At 41.8% G+C, this 20521-nt stretch carries 19 protein-coding genes and 2 riboswitches; of the genes, 5 read left to right on the plus strand and 14 right to left on the minus strand.

Annotated elements, in window-relative coordinates; all coding sequences use genetic code 11:
• Window positions 1-193: 193 nt before the first annotated feature.
• Window positions 194-277: riboswitch (ZMP/ZTP riboswitch) on the minus strand.
• A gap of 276 nt (window positions 278-553) precedes the next feature.
• The 4 genes from ACZ449_RS17720 (at window position 554) to ACZ449_RS17735 (ending at window position 5102) form a co-directional block, all read left to right on the plus strand.
• A complete protein-coding gene (locus tag ACZ449_RS17720) occupies window positions 554-1375 on the plus strand; it encodes a MerR family transcriptional regulator (RefSeq protein ID WP_464257386.1) in 822 nt (273 codons plus the stop codon).
• 59 nt (window positions 1376-1434) lie between these two features.
• Window positions 1435-1842: a PaaI family thioesterase gene (locus ACZ449_RS17725; RefSeq protein WP_464257387.1), complete on the plus strand. Its 408-nt coding sequence runs from the start codon at window positions 1435-1437 to the stop codon at window positions 1840-1842.
• 120 nt (window positions 1843-1962) lie between these two features.
• Entirely contained in the window at window positions 1963-2802 is an 840-nt protein-coding gene (locus tag ACZ449_RS17730) for a TIGR00266 family protein (RefSeq protein WP_464257388.1), read from the plus strand.
• 173 nt (window positions 2803-2975) lie between these two features.
• The gene (locus tag ACZ449_RS17735; protein ID WP_464257389.1) at window positions 2976-5102 is read left to right on the plus strand and encodes an EAL domain-containing protein; all 2127 of its coding nucleotides are present in this window, start codon (window positions 2976-2978) and stop codon (window positions 5100-5102) included.
• A 178-nt stretch (window positions 5103-5280) separates the two neighbouring features.
• Here ACZ449_RS17735 and ACZ449_RS17740 read toward each other — a convergent pair whose 3' ends face one another.
• The 4 genes from ACZ449_RS17740 to ACZ449_RS17755 all read right to left on the minus strand — a co-directional run bounded on the left by ACZ449_RS17740 (window position 5281) and on the right by ACZ449_RS17755 (window position 10604).
• Window positions 5281-6540 (minus strand): saccharopine dehydrogenase family protein, encoded by a 1260-nt coding sequence (locus tag ACZ449_RS17740; RefSeq protein ID WP_464257390.1) that lies wholly within the window; start codon window positions 6538-6540, stop codon window positions 5281-5283.
• Between the two features lie 28 nt (window positions 6541-6568).
• Window positions 6569-7672, minus strand: a complete 1104-nt coding sequence (gene nspC / locus ACZ449_RS17745) for a carboxynorspermidine decarboxylase (protein WP_464257391.1) — start codon at window positions 7670-7672, stop codon at window positions 6569-6571.
• Window positions 7673-8153: 481 nt separating this feature from the next.
• Window positions 8154-10184 (minus strand): methyl-accepting chemotaxis protein, encoded by a 2031-nt coding sequence (locus ACZ449_RS17750; protein WP_464257392.1) that lies wholly within the window; start codon window positions 10182-10184, stop codon window positions 8154-8156.
• 66 nt (window positions 10185-10250) lie between these two features.
• Entirely contained in the window at window positions 10251-10604 is a 354-nt protein-coding gene (locus ACZ449_RS17755; RefSeq protein WP_464257393.1) for a response regulator, read from the minus strand.
• Window positions 10605-11062: 458 nt separating this feature from the next.
• On the opposite strand from ACZ449_RS17755, the gene ACZ449_RS17760 reads away from it, so the two are divergent.
• Window positions 11063-11410, plus strand: coding sequence for an ASCH domain-containing protein (locus ACZ449_RS17760; protein WP_464257394.1), 348 nt, complete (start codon window positions 11063-11065; stop codon window positions 11408-11410).
• A gap of 85 nt (window positions 11411-11495) precedes the next feature.
• On the opposite strand, the gene ACZ449_RS17765 is transcribed toward ACZ449_RS17760, so the two are convergent.
• The 10 genes from ACZ449_RS17765 to ACZ449_RS17810 form a co-directional block, all read right to left on the minus strand.
• Window positions 11496-12389: a serine hydrolase gene (locus ACZ449_RS17765; protein WP_464257395.1), complete on the minus strand. Its 894-nt coding sequence runs from the start codon at window positions 12387-12389 to the stop codon at window positions 11496-11498.
• A gap of 321 nt (window positions 12390-12710) precedes the next feature.
• Complete coding sequence (locus ACZ449_RS17770; RefSeq protein WP_464257396.1) at window positions 12711-13052, minus strand: DUF3870 domain-containing protein; 342 nt, start codon at window positions 13050-13052, stop codon at window positions 12711-12713.
• 260 nt (window positions 13053-13312) lie between these two features.
• Window positions 13313-13924 carry a thiamine phosphate synthase gene (locus ACZ449_RS17775; RefSeq protein ID WP_464257397.1) on the minus strand — a complete coding sequence of 204 codons (612 nt, stop codon included), beginning with the start codon at window positions 13922-13924 and terminating at the stop codon, window positions 13313-13315.
• Between the two features lie 7 nt (window positions 13925-13931).
• On the minus strand, window positions 13932-15083 hold the full coding sequence (gene thiH / locus ACZ449_RS17780) for a 2-iminoacetate synthase ThiH (RefSeq protein ID WP_464257398.1): 1152 nt from the start codon (window positions 15081-15083) through the stop codon (window positions 13932-13934).
• Between the two features lie 5 nt (window positions 15084-15088).
• Entirely contained in the window at window positions 15089-15868 is a 780-nt protein-coding gene (locus ACZ449_RS17785) for a thiazole synthase (RefSeq protein ID WP_464261898.1), read from the minus strand.
• A 2-nt stretch (window positions 15869-15870) separates the two neighbouring features.
• On the minus strand, window positions 15871-16674 hold the full coding sequence (gene thiF, locus ACZ449_RS17790; protein WP_464257399.1) for a sulfur carrier protein ThiS adenylyltransferase ThiF: 804 nt from the start codon (window positions 16672-16674) through the stop codon (window positions 15871-15873).
• A 3-nt stretch (window positions 16675-16677) separates the two neighbouring features.
• Entirely contained in the window at window positions 16678-16872 is a 195-nt protein-coding gene (thiS, locus tag ACZ449_RS17795) for a sulfur carrier protein ThiS (RefSeq protein ID WP_464257400.1), read from the minus strand.
• A 250-nt stretch (window positions 16873-17122) separates the two neighbouring features.
• Window positions 17123-18478 carry a hypothetical protein gene (locus ACZ449_RS17800; protein WP_464257401.1) on the minus strand — a complete coding sequence of 452 codons (1356 nt, stop codon included), beginning with the start codon at window positions 18476-18478 and terminating at the stop codon, window positions 17123-17125.
• Between the two features lie 177 nt (window positions 18479-18655).
• Entirely contained in the window at window positions 18656-19195 is a 540-nt protein-coding gene (locus ACZ449_RS17805; RefSeq protein ID WP_464257402.1) for a folate family ECF transporter S component, read from the minus strand.
• Window positions 19196-19269: 74 nt separating this feature from the next.
• A riboswitch (THF riboswitch) is annotated at window positions 19270-19375 on the minus strand.
• A gap of 80 nt (window positions 19376-19455) precedes the next feature.
• Entirely contained in the window at window positions 19456-20511 is a 1056-nt protein-coding gene (locus tag ACZ449_RS17810; RefSeq protein WP_464257403.1) for an HD-GYP domain-containing protein, read from the minus strand.
• Window positions 20512-20521 lie beyond the last annotated feature (10 nt).

Consider the following 20521-nt stretch of genomic DNA (forward strand, 5'->3'; position numbering starts at 1 on the left):
TTCTGTAAATTCTCTCTCCAGCTCTGCCTTATCCAGCTTACTTGTTACCGCTGCAAAACATAAATATAAAAATTACAGCATCCTCTATATACAATGTGTAACGACTTTTGCATCACCTACCTGCAAACTTCTTTACTGCAGAATATATAGCATAATAAAAGACCATCTGAGCATACACTTACACATTTATGTGTATCGTTGCCCAGACGGTCGACATTTTCAAGAATCTGTACTCCATGTGGTAAACTCCACTTAGCCGTCAGTAGTACAAATCCAATATTTAACTATGTTCATATTTTAACAAACTTTTCTGTCATCGTCAATCCCCTATACTACTGTTTTTTGAAATTTGCAACCTCCGCTTACATACTATTTCTTTTACAAAATTGACCATTACTTGCAAACGCACCTTCTGCCATTCTACAAAATTTTACTATATTCTCTATATAAGCTCCAGCAGGACATAATCTTTACCATATAGAAACTACCTAAAAAGTAGTAGCGTTCGACTTTAAAACATGTTGTATATGGATTGAAAAACGGAGTATTTACTATGAAAAATCGCTTTAGTATTGGTGAAATGTCTAAATTGCATAATGTACCAGTTAAAACCCTGCGGTATTATGATGATATCGGTTTATTTAAACCTACCGAGGTCGATGACAGCAGTAAATACCGCTATTACTCCATTGAGCAATTTGAACAACTAAACACCATTACTTATCTGAAATTTTTGGGACTGCCGCTCAAAGAAATAAAAAACCATTTAACAATACGTGACATTAGCAGTTTTCTTGATCTATTAAAAAAACAAAGAGCAATTACCGAAGCAGCCATTAACAGGCTTGAAACAGTCAAAACCCAATTTTGCAAACGAATTGAAGAAATTGAACTTTGTATAACTGTAAAAACAGGACAGCCCTATTTAAAAAGGTTTCCGTCGCGCGCGATACTAAGTCTTCATGAGCAACTTTATTCTGAGCAGGAGTGGGAAATAGCATTAAGCAAACTAGTCCAGGACACCAATACTAAACCGAACTTATTTATTGGCAAAGTAGGGCTGACTGTTGCGCAAGACAACCTCGTTAACCAAAAGTTTGCTGAATACAATTCGGTGTTTATTTTGTGGGATGACTCTATGGAAGAACCCTCGCAGGTAAAGTATTTGCGCGATGGTCATTATGCCTGTATCTGCTATCACGGAAATCATAGTAATTCGGCAAAGTATTACGAGAAGTTACTACACTTTATTGCCAAAGGCGGCTATGTCATTGCTGGCGACTCGATTGAACGAACAATCATTAATCAATACATCACAGGTGATCAGAACAAGCATTTTACCGAAATACAAATCCCTGTAGTAAAAAATTATTGACTCTCTAGTTGCTGGATACTTTACAATTAAAATAATAATTATTGCCGGAGGTATCTGCAATGGAAAAAATCAAACAGTTTTTTTCTACTAACGATCAATTTGCCAAGCATACGGGTCTTGAGTTATTGGAAGCTGATAAAGGCTATGCCCGGGTAAAAATGGCAATACAGGACTACCACTTGAATGGTGTCAAAACAGTGCATGGCGGTGCTATTTTTACTCTAGCCGATTTTGCCCTTGCCGTAGCTTCGAATTCTCATGGTCGTATTGCAATGGGGGTGAACGGCAATATCTCGTACATGAAGGCCGTCAGTGCAGGAACCTTATTTGCCGAAGCTCGAGAAACCTCATTAAATCATAAATTAGGTCATTATCTTGTAAATATTTATGATGACAACCACACGCTGATAGCGGTGTTTCAAGGAATGGTCTACCGAAAAGAGGCGCAATTAGCCTTTGAAAGTTAGAAAAAAACCTGCCAGCTTAACAAAGTGGCAGGATTTTTTTATCTGGTTAAGGAATAGTACATTAATTTTCAAAATTATGATGTTATTTTTTTTTACAAAAAATAGTGAGGTGATAGTACGATGAGTGGAAATGCTGATGAGATTGAATACAAAATTTTTGGCACAGAAATGCAGTTTGTCGAAGTAGAACTTGATCCTGGTGAGAGTGTAATTGCCGAAGCGGGAGCCATGATGTACAAAGATAGCATCGTCGATATGGATACCATATTGGGCGATGGTTCAAGCAAAAGCAGACAGGGCGGCTTCTTCGACAAACTAGTCGGTGCCGGTAAGCGCCTGATTACCGGCGAAAGCTTGTTTATGACAGTATTTACCAATAACGGCCCCAGCAAAGCAAAGGCTGCCTTTGGGGCACCTTATCCTGGGAATATAATTCCTATTCACCTGCCACAAATCGGCGGCACAATCATCTGTCAAAAAGACAGCTTTTTATGTGCAGCCAAAGGCGTCTCTGTTGGCATTTACCTGCAACGCAAAATCATGACAGGCCTGTTTGGCGGCGAGGGCTTTATTATGCAAAAACTCGAAGGTGATGGTTTAGCCTTTATGCATGCCGGCGGAACCATTGTGGAACGACAGCTCCAGCCTGGTGAGGTCCTGCATGTTGACACTGGCTGCGTGGTGGCCTTTGAACCTAGTGTCCAATTTGAAATACAACGAGCCGGCAATGTTAAAACCGCTCTATTTGGCGGAGAGGGCCTATTCTTTGCAGTCTTGAGTGGCCCAGGAAAGATCTGGCTACAATCATTGCCCTTCTCCCGCTTAGCTGGCCGAATGCTGGCTGCGGCGCCAAACCAAGGCGGATCAAAAGAAGAGGGCAGCGTGCTCGGCAAGACAGTTTTAGGTGGAACTGTGCTTGGTGGTCTGGGAAGCTTCCTTGGTGGCGACGACAACGACTAATAATGCAAAAGTTTGGGCTCAAAGAGGAATCGCAAGGGCGATTCCTCCTTTGATTTTTTAAATATAACTATTCACAGCAGTAAAGAAGTTTGCAGGTAGGTGATATGCATTGCCAACACACCACCTACCTGCAAAAACCTTTAACACATTGTATATAGAAGGATTTGACGCTTATGAGATACTTAGATATTCGAATGTCCTATAAAATATTTTTTGTCATTCTTGTTATGTCTTTTTTCCTTGGCGTAGTAGGTTTTTCCGGATTTGCCGCTATTAAAGAACTCTCTCTCAATATGGAGAGTATGTATAATAAACGGGTCGTTTCCTTGGAAATGCTGGGACACGCCCGAGTTCTCAGCAAAAATATAGAGTTAACTATGCTGCATCTCATTACAAATAAGACTGATAGCATAGAACGCAGCTATAGTAAAGCTGCCGTTATACAAAACCTAGAAGAATTTGACCAGCTGCTTGTGGGATTACATGATAATTCCCCAGATGCACAAGAGCAGGCTTCCGTTGATCAACTATTGACACAAAGCTATATTTATCAAAATGGCCTGAGTACTGTCCTGCGACTGATCGATACCGGGGATTTTACTATGGCCGCCAACTATTACGAAGAAAATGTCAAAGGCTATTCTGAACACATAGATCGTACCCTCTGGCAAATGATGACCCAAAACCAGTTATCAGCCGACAAACAAAACAAAGATGGACAACAATTAGCAAACCGATTTTCTACTGGCATTTTACTTCTTTCCATTGTTTTTGGTCTTATAGCCATTCTTGGAGGAATACGGTTTACGAAAATGATTACACACCCGATTAATGAGATAGTACGTCAGGTTGAGCAGGTTGCCTCAGGAAATGTGAATGCGTTAAGTGACTATGTCCCAATAGATACCACAGATGAACTAGGTCGGCTATCCCGTAGTTTTTACCACATGTCCAACACCTTAAAAGCTTACGTACAGGAAATTATTACCGTAAATGAGGAGCTTTTAGAAGTTGCCTATCAGGATGCGCTAACTGGCCTGCCTAATCGCCGGTATTTTATAGAACGGCTAAATAAACTCTTTTCAGAAAAAACACCACCACACCTGGCACTCTTATTTATTGATTTGGATCGTTTTCAATATATCAATGATACCTTGGGGCATCATGTCGGTGACCAGCTATTAACTGCCGTTGCCGAACGGATGACTGCGTGTTTGCCTGACATAGACACCTTAGCCCGCTTAGGTGGAGATGAATTTATCCTATTATGTCATAATTTCATCAATGAACGGCAGGTTTCTACGCTTGCGGAGCAAGTCATCGGTGTGTTTGAGCAGCCCTTTTCCGTCAAAGGTAACTCCTTTTATATTACCTGCAGCATCGGAATTAGTCTATATCCACAAGATGGAAAAGATATAGATTCCATTTTACGTGCCGCCGACACGGCTATGTATGATGCCAAACAACGCGGCAATAATAGTTTTCAATACTACACAAATCAAATGCAGCAGAAAATTCTTCGTCGAATGGAACTTGAAAACATTATTCATCAAACCATCGAAAAAGAAGGCTTTCAAGTTTATTATCAGCCACGAGTTGACATTCGTTCTGGTCAAATGGTGGGAATGGAGGCACTGCTGCGGCTGCCCTATAACGGCGGTTTCATTTCGCCTGCTGAATTTATTCCAATTGCTGAAGAAACCGGACTTATTCTTCCGTTAGGAGAGTGGGTCTTGCGGACTGCCTGTAGGCAAAACAAACAGTGGCAATTAAACGGTTATCCACCATTACGGGTTTCCGTCAACCTCTCTCCCAACCAATTTAACCAGAAAGATTTGCTGCTTCAAATCCAAAAGAACCTTGAAGAAACAGAACTTGCCGCTTGTTGGTTAGAACTTGAGATTACCGAAGGAGCCTTTATGAACAAAGCGGCATCAACACTAAAGACATTTGCAGATATAAAAAGTCTGGGCATCCACATATCAATTGATGATTTTGGAACAGGCTATTCTTCCTTAGGCTATTTGAAACGCTTTGATATTGACTGTTTAAAAATAGATAAATCCTTCGTGGATGAAATTGGCCAGCATTCAAAAGACGCCAACATTGCCCACGCAATTATCAGCATGGCCAAAAGCCTACACATGATGATTGTAGCCGAGGGTGTCGAAAAGCAGGAACAATTGGAGTTTTTACAAAAACATAATTGCGATCAAATACAGGGATATATTTTTTCCCGGCCCTTGCCTCCTGCTGAATTTGAGAAGCTATTACAAAAACAGGTTCGATTTATCCGATGACTAACCCGCTCTAATACTCCCGCTTCTACAAGCGGTGAGTAAAAGAGCGGTTAAGTCCCTGGATAATTTCGACTAGAATTCAGGCGGCGTCAAAACGCCGTCTGAATTAAGTCTCCATTTATCTAAAAAAACCTCCTGCCATACCCACTAGGTATCCACAGGAGGTTTTCGCTTATTATCAAACAGACTCTAAGGCTTCAATAACCGGTGACTCAAAGATTGCTGGCTTATCAATAACTTCTGTCGGCAAGCCCATCTTATCCAGCAGTTCGATAAATGGTCTGGGGTCTAGTTCTTCTACATTCACCATCTGTTTTACATCCCAGTCACCACGAGCAATCAAGATAGCTGCCGCCACAGGGGGAACTCCTGCTGTATAGCTGATAGCCTGCGATTCCACTTCCTGATAGCACTCAGCATGATCGCAAATGTTGTAGATAAAGATTTCGCGTGGCTTATTGTCTTTGGTTCCCTTAATAAAATTACCAATACAGGTTTTACCAACATAGGTAGGAGCCAGGGAGGCTGGGTCAGGCAACAGAGCTTTCAATACTTTAAGCGGTGCAATCTCCATACCTTCAGCTATCTTGAGCGGTTTTTCCGAGGTCAAACCAAGATTGGTTAAAACCGAAAACACATTCAAATAATGCTCACCAAAACCCATCCAAAAGCGAATGGAATCAGCATCAATATTCTTAGAAAGAGAATGGATTTCATCATGGCCTGTCAAATACACCGGGCAACTTCCCACAACAGGAAAATCATAATCCACTTTTATCGAATGCACCTTTTGCAGCACCCACTTGCGATCAATCCAGGTCCATACTTTTCTAAATTCCCGGAAGTTGATCTCCGGATCAAAGTTGGTGGCAAAAAACTTACCATGGCTGCCCGCATTTACATCCAGAATATCAATGGTATTAATAGTATCAAAATAGTCCTTTTGAGCCAACGCACACCAGGCATTAACAACTCCAGGATCAAAACCAATACCTAAAATTGCAGTAATGCCGTTTTCCGTACACCGGTCCTTACGTTTCCATTCATAATTCCCATACCAAGGCGGATTTTCACAAACCTTGGCAGGATCTTCATGAATAGCGGTATCCATATATGCAACGCCAGTTTCGATGCACGCCTCCAAAACTGACATGTTGACATAAGCCTGACCGACATTAATAACAATTTCCGACTGAGTATCTTTAATTAATTCAATGAGGGCCGGCGTATCCATCGCGTCCACCGAACGTGAGTACAACTTTTTCGTTGTATCCTTCAAATGCTTTTTACGTAATACGCTTTCAATAATAGCCTCACATTTTTGCTGGGTACGCGAAGCGATGCAAATATCACCCAATACATCATTGTTCATCGCACATTTATGGGCAACTACATGACCCACGCCACCAGCACCGACAATTAGAACGTTTTTTCTCATTTCTTTCTCCTCTACTCGTAAATTTGAATTAAGACACGCTATTTAGAAAATCTGTATAGCTAAATTCGCGAATAACCTCTACAGTACCATCCAGCTTGCGCACAGCAATTGCTGGCATCTGCAGCCCATTAAACCAATTCTTTTTTACCATGGTATAGCCAGCGGCATCGGCAAACCTGATTTCGCTGCCGATTTCCAACTTACTATCAAATTGGAAGGTACCAAATACATCACCGGCCAGACAAGACCGCCCAGCAACCATATAATTATGATTCCCCTCAACACCTGAATCAATTTTGGCTGATAACCGATATATCAATAAATCCAGCATATGCCCCTCTACCGAAGCATCAACAATGGCAATATCAATATCATTATGCACCACGTCAACGACGCTAGTAACCAATTCGGCACAGCCGGTAATAGCGCTTTCCCCTGGCTCCAAATATATCTGAACATCAAATTGGCGCGCAAATTCTGCCAGTTTTTGACTAAACTTCTCAACTGGATAGCCTTCTTTGGTGAAATATAAACCACCACCAAGACTTACCCATTGCAACTGTTTGAGCATATCCCCATAGCATTCACCAATTGTATCCAGTTGCTGGCAAAACGTATCCAAATCATCATTTTCACAATTATAATGAAATAGCAACCCGCTCAAGCGTGGTAATTGTTTGGCCAACTCAGCCTTGTCCACTACGCCTAACCGCGAATGCTTACGCGCTGGATCAGCTAGATCAAAATGTGAGTAACTGATTCCCGGATTCACCCGCAAACCAAGTTTGACAGACTTAACACTGTCGTAATATCTATCCAATTGGGAAACCGAGTTAAAAATAATTTTGTCGGCAAATTTGGTGACAGCCTGAATATCCTCTGCCGAATAGCCCACACAATACGCATGGGTTTCTTTTCCAAATTTTTCAAATCCCAATCGTGCTTCAAACAGCGAGCTTGATGTAGTGCCATCCATATATTGACACATCAGGTCAAATACACTCCAAGTGGAAAAGCACTTTAATGCTAGTACCGACTTAGCTCCCGAAAGCTGACGCACCTGCTCAATGATCTTTAGGTTGCGCAGCAACTTTTTCTCATCGATAAGGTAATAGGGTGTGGATATTTCCATTTTGTAAGGCTCCTATTTCTATATGATATTCTAAAACGGGGGTAGTCTCTTGATGATATATATGCTACAAAAACACCAACCGCAAATAAGCCGCCCTGCCACTCATAATCCGACTAACGGATTTATAAAGACAAAGCAGCAGAATGTAGTGGAGGTAGCGTTCCAGCTCCTTATTTAGGAGCATAACTTTCAGCAATTACTATTTTCTGCATCCTATTTTTTTCTATGACATTAATAATAGCAAAAAACCACGCATTTGTCGAATATTCTTTAAAAACAACCTACTTTTAGACCTAAAACCCGTTCCAGCGCGAATTTTTAGGTTTTATTAATTCTAGTAATCACTACTGCCGTCACATAAAACCGCAGCCCTCATGTCTAAGGACTGCGGCCATCTTCTCTCAACAAACTCATTTACGTGTTTTGATGAGATTCTCAACTTATCCACTTACCTGCAAAATTCTTTAAAATATTATATAGCTTAGATTTTGAAGGCACTCACCGCTTGCTGCATATCTGCCGCCAACCTAGCCATTCCCTGGCTGGAAGAGGCAATCTCTTCCATGGAAGCTGATTGTTCCTCAGTTGCCGCAGATACAGTCTCCGCCTGAGCGGCTGAATCTTTAGACGTTTCTTCAATATTTTTCATAGCTTCCACAATACGCTGACTGCCAACAGCGACTTCCTGAGTAGCTGCCGAAATTTCTTTTACCTGCTCGGCCATCACATGAATTTGCTGGGAAATATCTTCAAATGCCTGTCCCGCACCTGTTACTACTTCGATCCCTACCTTAATATTCTCTGTGCTGGAATTCATGACAGTAACTGCACTATCAATGTTGTTAGTATTATCGGTAACCAAATCGGTAATTTCTTTAGCGGCTGTTGCCGATTGTTCGGCCAGTTTCCTGACTTCGTCGGCAACTACGGCAAACCCCCGTCCCGCCTCGCCAGCACGGGCCGCCTCAATAGCGGCATTAAGCGCTAACAGGTTGGTCTGGGCAGCAATACCACTGATAACACTAACAATTTGTCCAATTTGTTTCGAGCTATCGGCCAGCTTGTCCACGGTTACCTGGAGCGCAGCCGATCCCTTACCCACATTGTCCATCTGCAAAACAGCTTTATTTACTGCTTGTTGCCCACCCTTCACTGCCTCTATTGTTTCGACAGCCATAGCGGCAACCTCATTGGATGTGGCTGCGGTCTGTTCGATAGCTGCCGATATTTGTTCAACTACCGCCATGGTTTGCTCCACAGCCTGGATTTGATTATTTGTACCCTGGGCCACCTCCGTAATGGATATCGCCACCTGGTTGGCTGCCTGAGCTGACTGTTCGGCACTAGCAGTCAGTTCTTCACTGGAAGCCGCTACTTGCTCAGATTGAGAAAGCATGTTGGAAGTAAGCTCCCGCAAATTTCGTCTCATTTCCTGGAAACCTGATCCCAGTTGGCCAATTTCATCTTCAGAAAAACTGCGCGCTTCACCTTCCCGTAAATCACCTTGGGCCAATAGCATGCATTCATCACGCAATTGCGAGATTGGTTTGGCGACTCTTTTAGCAATAACTACAATGGCCCCAGTAGCAAGCAATAAACAGATTACCGCAATACCCAGCATGGTTCGCGCCAAGTTGCCCAGTACTCTAGTAGCCTCGGCTTCTGGCGCCTCGACCATCATGACCCAGCGGTTACCTGGCAGGTTGATTGGTGTAGCTACAGCAACATTCGTCACACCATCAATCGCGGTATATACATCACGCGACTGTTTTCCCGCTTGCGCCGCCGTCTTAAACAAATTGATCAAACGCTCATCCAGCTCGGCAGGCTGCTTAGTAAGCTCAGGATTTACTTTTTTCTCGCCCAGATTCAGCTTATTTACAAATTCAGGATGTCGGGCATGAGCTATAAGGTTACCGGAGTCATCAGAAATATGGCCATAGCCAGTATCTAAAAATTTTAGTTCACTAATCATTTTATCTAATCTTTCTACAGAAAACGTTCCTACAAGTGCTCCTGTTAACTGCCCATTGTTCATGACAGGTACGGCCAATACAACCGCCAATTTTCCTGTCGACTTAGAAACCAGCGGATCGGAAACAACAGGCTTCTTGGAAGCAATGACTTTCTTAAAATAATCACGGTCACCATACGCCGCCGATGTTCCCATGTTGGTAATGCCGGCTCCGTCAGGGCTGACAAAAACTATGGCATCAAATTTGCCAAGCCGTTGCTGAGCCTCCGCCATAGCAGTGACAATCTGTGTCTTATCAGCACCTGCTCTGATGCGCTGAATACTAGCCAAATCCTCAAGATGGGCCAGCATGACTTCTATATCGCCTTGAACACGATTAGCATAGTCAGTTCCCACGGCAATAGCTGTTTCATCAACGCTTTTAGTTAGATACTGTGTTGATAGATAATAACTAACCCCCGATAATGCCACTAACACTACTATAATTAGTGGTAATAAAATAATTAGCAACCGGGTTTGAATACTTTTAATTTTCATCTTTTTTATTAGCTCCTCTCAATTTTACTGTCTGATTATACTCAATTGATCAGCCTCAGCAGCCGTTTATTGCAATGATGCTGATAATTCTTGAATGCTCACAGGTTTAGGCAGCAATGTACTAAACCCATGATGCTTTGCATGTTGTCGAATAGCGTCATTAACAAAACCTGATATAATAACCACCTTTAGTTCTGGAACCAAGAATTGCAGCAACCCTGCTAACTTTATACCGTCAATGGCCGGCATGTGAATATCTGTTATCACCGCATCATATTTATATATATAACCTAGGCCAATACAGTCCCTGATAGCTTGCAGCGGGTCGGTATAGGTATCGCAGGTGTGCCCTAGGATTTCTAAAGCTATTTTCATACCCAGAAGCGAACCAGCATCATCATCAACTAGTAAAATATGCATTATCATCCCGCCTTGCTTTACGTTTTTTAGCCTATGACCTCGAATTTTGCTATAGTGCCTTGCCTTAGCAATACAACTTAGTCATATTGCCTCCCTCCTCTTTTTAGATCTTTATCCTATATAAATGCAAATAGCGTGCCAACATCACGCTATTTGCAAATCTAATTGTACTTTCCTAGCAAAGTTGGAAACCAATAGGGCACTCGCCAGCTTTCTATGGGTGGAACGCATACCAAAAATTGCATTCTATGCAGTTTTTGGTATGAATATTTTGTAACAATGCAATTTTTGTAAAATCAAGAAATACAATGTACTACTGATTTATCTATTTAACCAGCAGCGCATTGCAGGATTTTGTACACACATGCAGAAACAATATCTAAAAGGTAATTCTAGCTTTATGCAACACCGCCCTGTACGTTTATGCTTTATCAAATACCAATAATGGAGGGATTACGATGTTTGCACTTAATTTTATCTCAGAGCATAACAAACAATTATTACTATCACGCATGAAAACCACTACGATTCGCCCAGGCGATATCAGGAATATTTATCCAGAAAATTCAATTGTCTGGGTTACCTTCGGCAAAAGATATGGCCAGAAAAAAAGATTGTTTCAAGCCGTCATTGACAAAGTACTCACAAAAAAGTACAGTGATCTGACAACAGCTGAATTGAATCATCAAAATCCAGAGATTAACTCTGTCGAAGAACTTATTCGCATCTTTGAGGATATCTATGAAAGACAAATCCATATTGATGATATGGTTACTGTAATTCATTTCTCAGAAGTGATAGAATAGCAGTATATCGCAAAGACTAAAAAAAGACTTAACTCCCATAATCCGGAGTTAAGTCTTTTTTATTACAGAAAAAGCAGCTTACCTATTACCGGCCAATTTGATCATAAATGGCCAGCGACATTGCGGACATATCATAGAATACCTGAGGCTCATCTTTTACGTTTTCAGCCATCATGCAAAGAATATAGTTATGGCTTTGGCCATAGATGATGCCACAGTCATAATTCATCCCATCCAGTTCGCCGGTTTTATGGGCGACTTGGATATGGTGAGGCAATTGAGCAGGAATAATGGTGTTGTCTTCCTGTCTTTTCAAAATTTCAAGCATAGCTTTGTCACTTTTCGGGTCTAGGCATTTACGGTTATACAACTTTTCTAATATATTAGCCATGTCTGTTACGTTAGTATAATTTTGACGACCCTGTTTAGCAGCTTCAAAGTCCATCATTTTTCTTTGTAAAATCGTATCACTAGAACAACCCAGTTTTTTAATCATAGCATTGACATTTTCCATCTTCAATTTGTCAATTAGAATATTACAGGCACTATTATCGCTTTGCACAATCATAAGTTCAACCAATTGACCGATAGTAAGTATGGTTCCGTCAGGAAGGTTATAGACAGAGCCGCCCTCTACTGTTTCTGAATGACGGATAGTAAACCGTTCGTTGAAATTCAGTTTTCCCTGATTTTTTTGGTTAAAGGCTTCAATCATAATGGGGATTTTAATCAAGCTCGCAGAAGCCATTTTATGGGAATTCAGAACTACATCCTGACCTTTCAGATTGAGTGGCCTTACATAGATAGCATATTGTGCTTCCTTTTGTGTCGAAAAATTCTTGACTTGTTCACTCAGCCATTTGTCGGAAATAGGGGCGGCACTTGCCAAATTGGGAAGTGCAAGTGCATACATACAGAGCATTCCAAAGCATACCAAGATTGACAAAAATACTTTCTTTTCGAGCAGGTTTCTTTTCATAAAATTGCCTCCTTTTTATTATAAGCTTTTTAAAAGCTTGATATCTTAATTAGTTCAAGAAATTGATCTACCAAACGCTGCGAATTAACATTTTTCAAATAATTCACCCGCCTATCCCACATAGCATAAAAACCCAGCAAAATGAACCTTCCTCTAGAAAGGCTCATTTTGCTGGGTTTTATTTACGTCTATGTCTGTTTATAAGCAAAACATACATGTGAATAAAGCAGCAAAACTATATATGCGAATATTTGTTTATTCGATGCAAATTTGGAAATTCCTTTAAGAAGGTCAAAGTTTCTTACAAGTATTAGGTATTAGTTACATAACGTTTTTTGCATGCGCCCCTTGCTGAATATTGATAAATTGTTTTTGCGCATCTTTATAAGCAACCAAAATTGCTTTCTGTGATGAACCGAAATAACGGTCTTCAATTTCTTGCCTGATGATATCTGTATCAGCTTGAATGTTTTTACCGACAAGTAAGCTGCGAATAAATTCATTTGTTACACTAAGAGTAGCTGAAGCATCACATGCTATAATATTACCAGTTTGTCTATTAATAACAAATCCGATAAAAAATTGTCCGAACTGAATTGTAATTGCATTGTTATGCTGTGTTTTGGCACTCCCGGCAATATATATTGTATCTTTCGCAAACATGGTTTTCTCTCCTTAATTCAAAAATATTCCTGATAATTGCTTTGCTATTCGACAATTGTAAAAAATCCCCTTCCCGCTTTTGAATATTACATTGTATACATATATTTATCCATCCTTTAAGGACAACGCCACTGTCGCACTAGCGATTTTTTACTTTCCAACTAACACACGTCTTAACAAAGGGCGCTACGCACAAAGAACCAGTAATATCTCTGGTACTGAGATATTACTGGTTCTTTTGCTGTTTGCAAGATATGGGGTTAATCCAAAACTTGCTGGTATAACAGTTTCTCCTTTGCAAACCCTTGTACCAGTGCTGCTGGGTCCTTACAGATCATGGCTTCTGACATAACACAGGAACCCTTCGCACCACTTTCCAATGTCTCCTTCACGTTGCTCCTGGTAATTCCACCAATGGCAAAAACCGGCAAGGAAACCGCCTGACAGATTTGTCGCAAAAAAACCAAGCCTCTAGGCGGGGCCCCTATTTTGCAGTCTGTGGCGTAAATGTGTCCGGCAACAACGTAAGCAGCCCCCAAAGCCTGAGCTTCCTCAGCCTCGGCGACCGAGTGGACAGATGCGCCAACAAGCTGGGAATGTTCGCCTTTTTGATAGGCCCGCAAAGCCGGCAGCGACAATTGCAGATGGGTAAGCTTCATTTTTTCGGCAACCGTACTGTTTTGGTGGAGGATCAATAGCACCCCATAACGGTCACAGATTTCTTTTACTTTCCAGGCCAGGCACTCATATGCCGCCAAATCAAGATCTTTTTCTCGCAGCATCACCGCATAAGGCCTTGCCTGAGCCAATTGGTGAATTCGTTGCAGAAAATTCTCTTGGCAAAGCTTGCGGTGAGTCACACAAATCAACATACTGGCTCTACACTCTCACATAGTCGGTATATACCGGCTGAAGTCCTCTACCGAGAATCATCTGATGAACTTGTTCGACACTGCGCGGATCGGCAATCTCAAATTGCTCATCCCCCTTTTCTTCCTCTTTATGTCCCCCGACACCAACGCTAACCCCGGAGGAAATTTTGGTAGCTGTCATACCGATGACATGATCGCGAAACCCAGCCCGCTCCCGGGTGGAAATCGTAATTCCCGCAAAAGGCATGAACAGACGATAAGCTAGCATGACCTGCAATAGTTGACGTTCATGTACGTCATTGGCGTTGTTCTTAGCATTGTTGATATAAGGCCGTAACCGGGGAGTTGAGAAGGAAATTTCCGCATGGGGATATTTCTGCTGAATAAAATAGGCATGCAACCCAACGGCAAAGGCATCCTTCCGAAAGTCGTCCAATCCTAGCAGGGCACCAAAAGCTACACCTCGCATACCTCCCAGTAGAGCTCGCTCCTGGGCATGAAAGCGATACGGATAAATTCGTTTTGGTCCACGCAAATGCACCTGCTCATACTTATCCGGATTATATGTCTCCTGATAAACGCAAACAAAGTCGGTCCCACATTCATGCAGGTATGTATATTCATCGCTATTTAAGGGGTAAATCTCGATCCCTACTGTTGAGAAATATTTCGCCGCACATTTGACGGCCTCCCCAATATATTCAACCCCAGACTGATGACGAGATTCACCCGTAAGCAGCAAAATTTCCTGCAGTCCTGTTGCAGCTATCGTTTTTAACTCTTCTTCGATTTCCTCCAATGAAAGCTTAGCCCGGTTAATGCGATTGTGGCAGTTAAAACCACAGTAAACACAATGATTTTCACAATAGTTGGCAATATAAAGCGGTGTAAACATCTGGATCGAGTTACCAAAGTGTTTCCGGGTCTCTGCAGTGGCTTTTGTCGCCATTTCCTCCAGGCATTCTGTCGCCGCCGGCGACAGAACCGCTCTATAATCATCAATAGAAAGTCGGTCTTTCTGTAACGCTCGCTTCACATCTTCGACTGTATATTGCTGATAATCATATCTTTCCACCAAAGCCGTGACTTTTTCCATCATGTCTGAATTAATGGCTTCCATACCTTCCATATACATCATATGATTTCCCTGACCTGTCATGTTCATCACTCCTCCAAAAATCCAGTCAACGGACTAGAGGCCTCCGCCTGACCAGTCAAAATACGCCCTAGGCCGGCTAGATAAGCTGCCCGTCCTGCCTCAACGGCCTGTTTGAAAGCGTTTGCCATTTGGGCTACATTGCCTGAGGTAGCAATAGCCGTATTACACATCACCGCATCCACACCCATTTCCATCGCTTCACACGCTTGTGATGGCCGACCGATTCCCGCATCGACAATGATTGGTAAATCGATTTCCTCCACCAGAATCCGGATGAACTCTTTAGTACAAAGTCCTTTGTTGCTACCTATCGGTGCCCCCAAAGGCATGACGGAAGCCGCCCCGGCATTGACCAATGCGCGGGCGGCATTCAAGTCCGGATACATGTAAGGCATAACAATGAAGCCTTCTTTAGCCAGAATCTCGGTAGCCTTGACCGTTTCGTAGTTATCTGGCAGCAAGTATTTAGAATCGTGAATAACCTCCAATTTGATAAAGTCCCCACAACCTATTTCCCGTGCCAGGCGGGCAATCCGAACAGCCTCTTCTGCGTTTCTAGCACCAGAAGTGTTCGGCAACAGCGTTATTCCTTTGGGAATGTACTCCAAGATATTCTCCTGACCACCAACATTAGCCCGGCGCAAGGCAAGAGTCACCATTTCTACTTCACCATGTTGTATCACCGCCCGCGTCATTTCCAGCGAAAATTTACCCGATCCCAAAATCAACCGGGACTTAAATTCATGTCCCCTAATCACTAGCTGATCATTCACGCTATACACCATCCTCATATTTCTTCCATTCCCATTAAAAGCCGCAAAATCATATTGGCCTGATGCCCCGCACAAATCTGCACTCGGGGAGCCATCAACCCTGAGCCGATTCCGGCTCCGTTTTCCCTGTCACCACACACATATAGCCGCTTAATGGGTCTTGTTGTTTTGATCAAATTAGAACTTGCAAACCCCGCCATGCCGGAGGCAGCAACAATTTTAACATCTGGAAGCTTCTCTAAAGCCGTATTCACCAGCATTGCCTTGGCAGCCGGCTTGTCGAAAGCCTCACAAAGCACTTGGTAGCTGCCGAACAGCTCCACCACATTTTCTTCTTCCACCCGTACGGTACGGGTTTCAATTTGAATAAAAGGATTAATTTCTGCCAATTGGCTTTGCAACGCCAAGGTTTTCGGCATTCCCAGATGACAGATGTAGTAGCTTTGCCGATTCAAATTACTGGGTTCAACAATATCAAAATCGACTAATAACAGCTGCCCTACCCCAATTCTTGCAAGCATAACCGCAATATTAGAACCCAGCCCGCCCAGACCGGCAATAGCCACCCGGCCTTGTTTCAGCTTTTTATGTACCTCAGGGGTATGCCGCGCCATCATCATGCTCTCCAGTTCCTCTTGGGCAGGCATAGTGCCTTTACGAATGATCGTCAAGTTGTCCTTGTCTGTCAACGGATAGTCACTATCGATCTGAAAGCCATTTAAAATAACAATATCTGTTTCATTTCCAAGCTGCGCTCTTACTTCGAAAGCGGTACGACAGGTAATAAGCTGTTTTTTTCCATTGACTTCAACCTGCATCTCTTAACCACCACCTACAAATCGGACGATTTCCAACGTATCTTCTTCAGAAAGCCAGATACTTTCATACTCAGCTTTAGGAACAATTACCCCATTACGCTCTACGGCAATGGTTTTACAATCAACCTTCGCAGCCATTAAGAACTTGGATAAAGTTTGCTCTTGTTCCAGCTGAACTGTCTCACCATTTAGTCTCATTGCCTCACCTCTTTATTTGCTGGTAATAAAGAAAACACGACTTGCGCCGAGCCTTTGGCGAAAGCGGAAGCCGATGTTGCCCTTATCCTGCTTTTAAGAAAGTTTATACTTTCTGTTAGGGAAATATAAAAAGCACAAAATGAGATTGACACCCTTTCGGTGGTGTCCCCCATTTTGTGCTTTTTTGTAATTTTTACTAGTATAACAATAGCATGTTTTATGCGACAAATCAAGGTTAAAACAGAGCAGTTTATTTATACCCTCCCAGCAAATATTGATAGAAAGGATTATCCACCCAAACTGTTTGTCGGGCGACTTGCATATCAGGCCTAATAGCCATTAGGCCTGATAATACAGCAACCGACTTTTCTTCCAGAGAAAATGTATGGATTTCGTAATGACCGTCGGTAATAACATGATCTGTAACCGTTTGATAACCACTAGTGGGGGTTACCGATGTATACAGAGGCTGCCACCATGCGTCACAAATCAAGCCCTGCTGATTTTCACGATCTTTCTTGGCGTACCTAAAAATAATGGTTTGAAAAGCCTGTTTCTGTTCAAACGTCTGAAATTCAAAAGAGATATCATATTCTTTAGCATAAGCAACGTAAATGCCGTTAGCCAACTCTGCAACTGTAAAATCAGGCGTAATGTTTGGTTTGCCCCATTCTTTCAGATAGATGTAGGCTGAAGTTTTTGGTTCGAACTGTACTTTGGCATTTAATCCTTCACTCTTTAACAGCGCAATCAACTGCAACGCATGCTTAATACTGCTATGACCATAGCGGATAGTACGACGCTCATCAAATCGGTGTGCATTATCCTTATCTCGAAGGTTATAGCCGTTTATCAGGCCTTGCGCCACTCCCCTGTTTACTACTTCCAGCAACTTTTCATCCTTAATCAACTTTGCATTTTTCCATGTCGTGTACACTTTGCCATATATATCCTCATCTGTGATATAACCAAGATAGTTTGCCGGTAAATATTCACCGTGAAAAGCCAATACTTTGGTTAACAGCACAGCAGCTAATTCTGGTGTAACCGCTTCATTAAGATGGATATATTTGTAACAAGACTGTGGCAGCAACTCACTATCAATCGCAACTGCTAACTCGTTCAGCAAAGATGGTTGAAGCTTGCTACCTGACAACCCCAGTTTGCTAACCGCCACATCGGTCTTATGGCGATTATAAGTATCAGCAACTTCTTTTAAGCCAGCTGCCCGTACAGCCAAAGCGACTGTGTTAATACTAGTTAGACGACTGTCAGCCTCCAGCTTGTTCTCTGTCAGCACACCGTCTTTATACAACGCATTCATCTCTTTAAAATACTTTGAGTTTGGCGCAATGCCGTCAATCCGGCTGAACTGCTCAGTATAGTCTAAATTCAACACTTTTGCCAGTGCAGAAATAAACTCTCCGTTATTAATCACACTCCCAAAGTAAATCCCATATTTTTCTTCTAAAAACTGTACTTCCGGACCGCAATACCTATTCACTGTTTGTGCAGCCGCTCTATCCGGTATCGTTATCATCCAAGCTGCTAACACCATTACGAATAAAAACCAAGTAATCTTTTTATTCTCAAACTTACTTGCCATAGGCAAAACAATTCCTTTCGCAGGTTAAAATACCTGAACCATAAAAGTAATAAACAAGCCACAACCCATGCATTTCCAAAGTTGTGGCCCAAATTCGTCAAGACTATACAAAATTCAAGTCGGCCCGGGGAGATTATGGCCGACTTTTTTGGTGATTTCAGTAGTTCACTTCATTAATTAATGCTGACGGGCTACTTTATACCGAAGCAATGGTTTGCATATCGCATAAATAGCAGCAATCTGAATGGGAAGCAAGATGGAACCTTTGAGCAGCCGCGCTAGTAAGAACAACTGGGCAGCTTTGTTGTATAAGATAGACAGCCACAACGTGTTTAAAATTAGATCAACGAATAAAAACACAACTATGCTTGCCAAGCTAATTCTTTGCAAGGTTACTTTTTTATTATGCAAAAAGTAACCGTAAATCATGCCAGATGCAAAAGAACTTACGGTAAACCCTGGGAAAAACAATCCAGGAGAAAAAACCAAGCAACCGAGAACGTCGGCAATAGCAGCAACAATACCGCTAAGAATAGGACCAAATAATATGGAAAACATCGCAATTGGCAAAAAACTGAGACTGATTCGAATAAATGGGGTCTGGATTGCAAAAACATTAGTAAATATAATGATCATAGATACAAAGATTGCTGAAATAATTAGGGTATTTGTAGTAATGAAAGGTTGGGTGGGATGACGTTTCGCAAAAAAATGCATGAAGACACCTCCATAAAAATGTAGGAAAATAATTGCTACATATTGCTACATAATTTAAGGATTTCCTTCTATGCAGCAGCGGGATGCAATGTTTGTACCGCAAACTACTATACAGTAGTTTTTCGTTCAGTGACAACTCCCCGTTTACATGACACTTAACGCACAAACATTTACTCTGCAATTTACTAAAATAGTTATAGATTTGAATACCAAAATCCTTCTTTTGGAAATTCAAAATAAAAAAACAAAAGACCGATTTACTATTCAGTTTCTTCAATACGTATATCGGTCTTTTGTAGATCCAAAAGATTGCCATTTTGCATACATACAACTGGTTTGGTAAAATATCTGTCTCTGGCATTAATGGCAATAATTTTTGCTTTTTGTCCATTGCTTAATGCCACATTGCACCCGATAAGATAATCCCCCATATTATTCATGAAAGTCAAACAGGCAGCAGGTTCCAGCTTTTCAAACATACTATCTGCCAAAATGTTTAGCGCCTCAAACGGCGTCATTTTTCGACGGTATACCCGATCAGATGTCATCGCGTCGTAGACATCAGCAATGGAAATAATTTTTGCCCCAGCATAAATTTCATCACCGACAAGTCCAAGGGGATATCCGCTACCATCCAGCCGTTCATGGTGCTGCCAAATTCCTAGTTTTACATTCTCTGAAATCCGGGCATCATCTTTAACCATTTGATAGCCTTCCTGAGGATGCTTCTTAATGACGGCAAATTCTTCATCAGACAAACTTCCCGGTTTATCTAGTATGGACAAAGGAATAATCAATTTGCCAATATCATGGAGCAAGCCGGTTAAAATTAGATTTTTCAACTCAGCATCTTTGTAGTTGCACCACTTACCCAAAATCCCGGCAATTATAGCAACATGTAAGGAGTGGTTGAAGTTATTCTCACTATAACACCGTATATCATGCAAATGCTCCAAAACTCCAACTGTTTCTGCTAAAAGGATAATCTTTTGCTCGACGAGTTCCTGCATTTCGACAATTGGAACCTCTCTAAATTTTTTAATATGTCTAAATGCATGAATAATTTTATCAAGCGTTTCATTATAGCCCTTTGCAAACTCCTTCTTAGTCATATGAACGGCAATTACTTTGTCCTTCATTTTCTCAGTAAAATCATTAATATAAATAGATGGCAAACCCCAGTTTCTAAGGCTGTCTATTTGCGATTGAGTGAGAACAGCTCCCTGAGTCAATAGCTTTATAAACCCATCCCTAGCTATCACATCCCCACCGATGCACATGCCAGGAACTAAATCTTTTGTAAAAATTAAATTCATGCGCAGCCCC

It is taken from the genome of Desulfosporomusa polytropa (genome assembly GCF_055380075.1).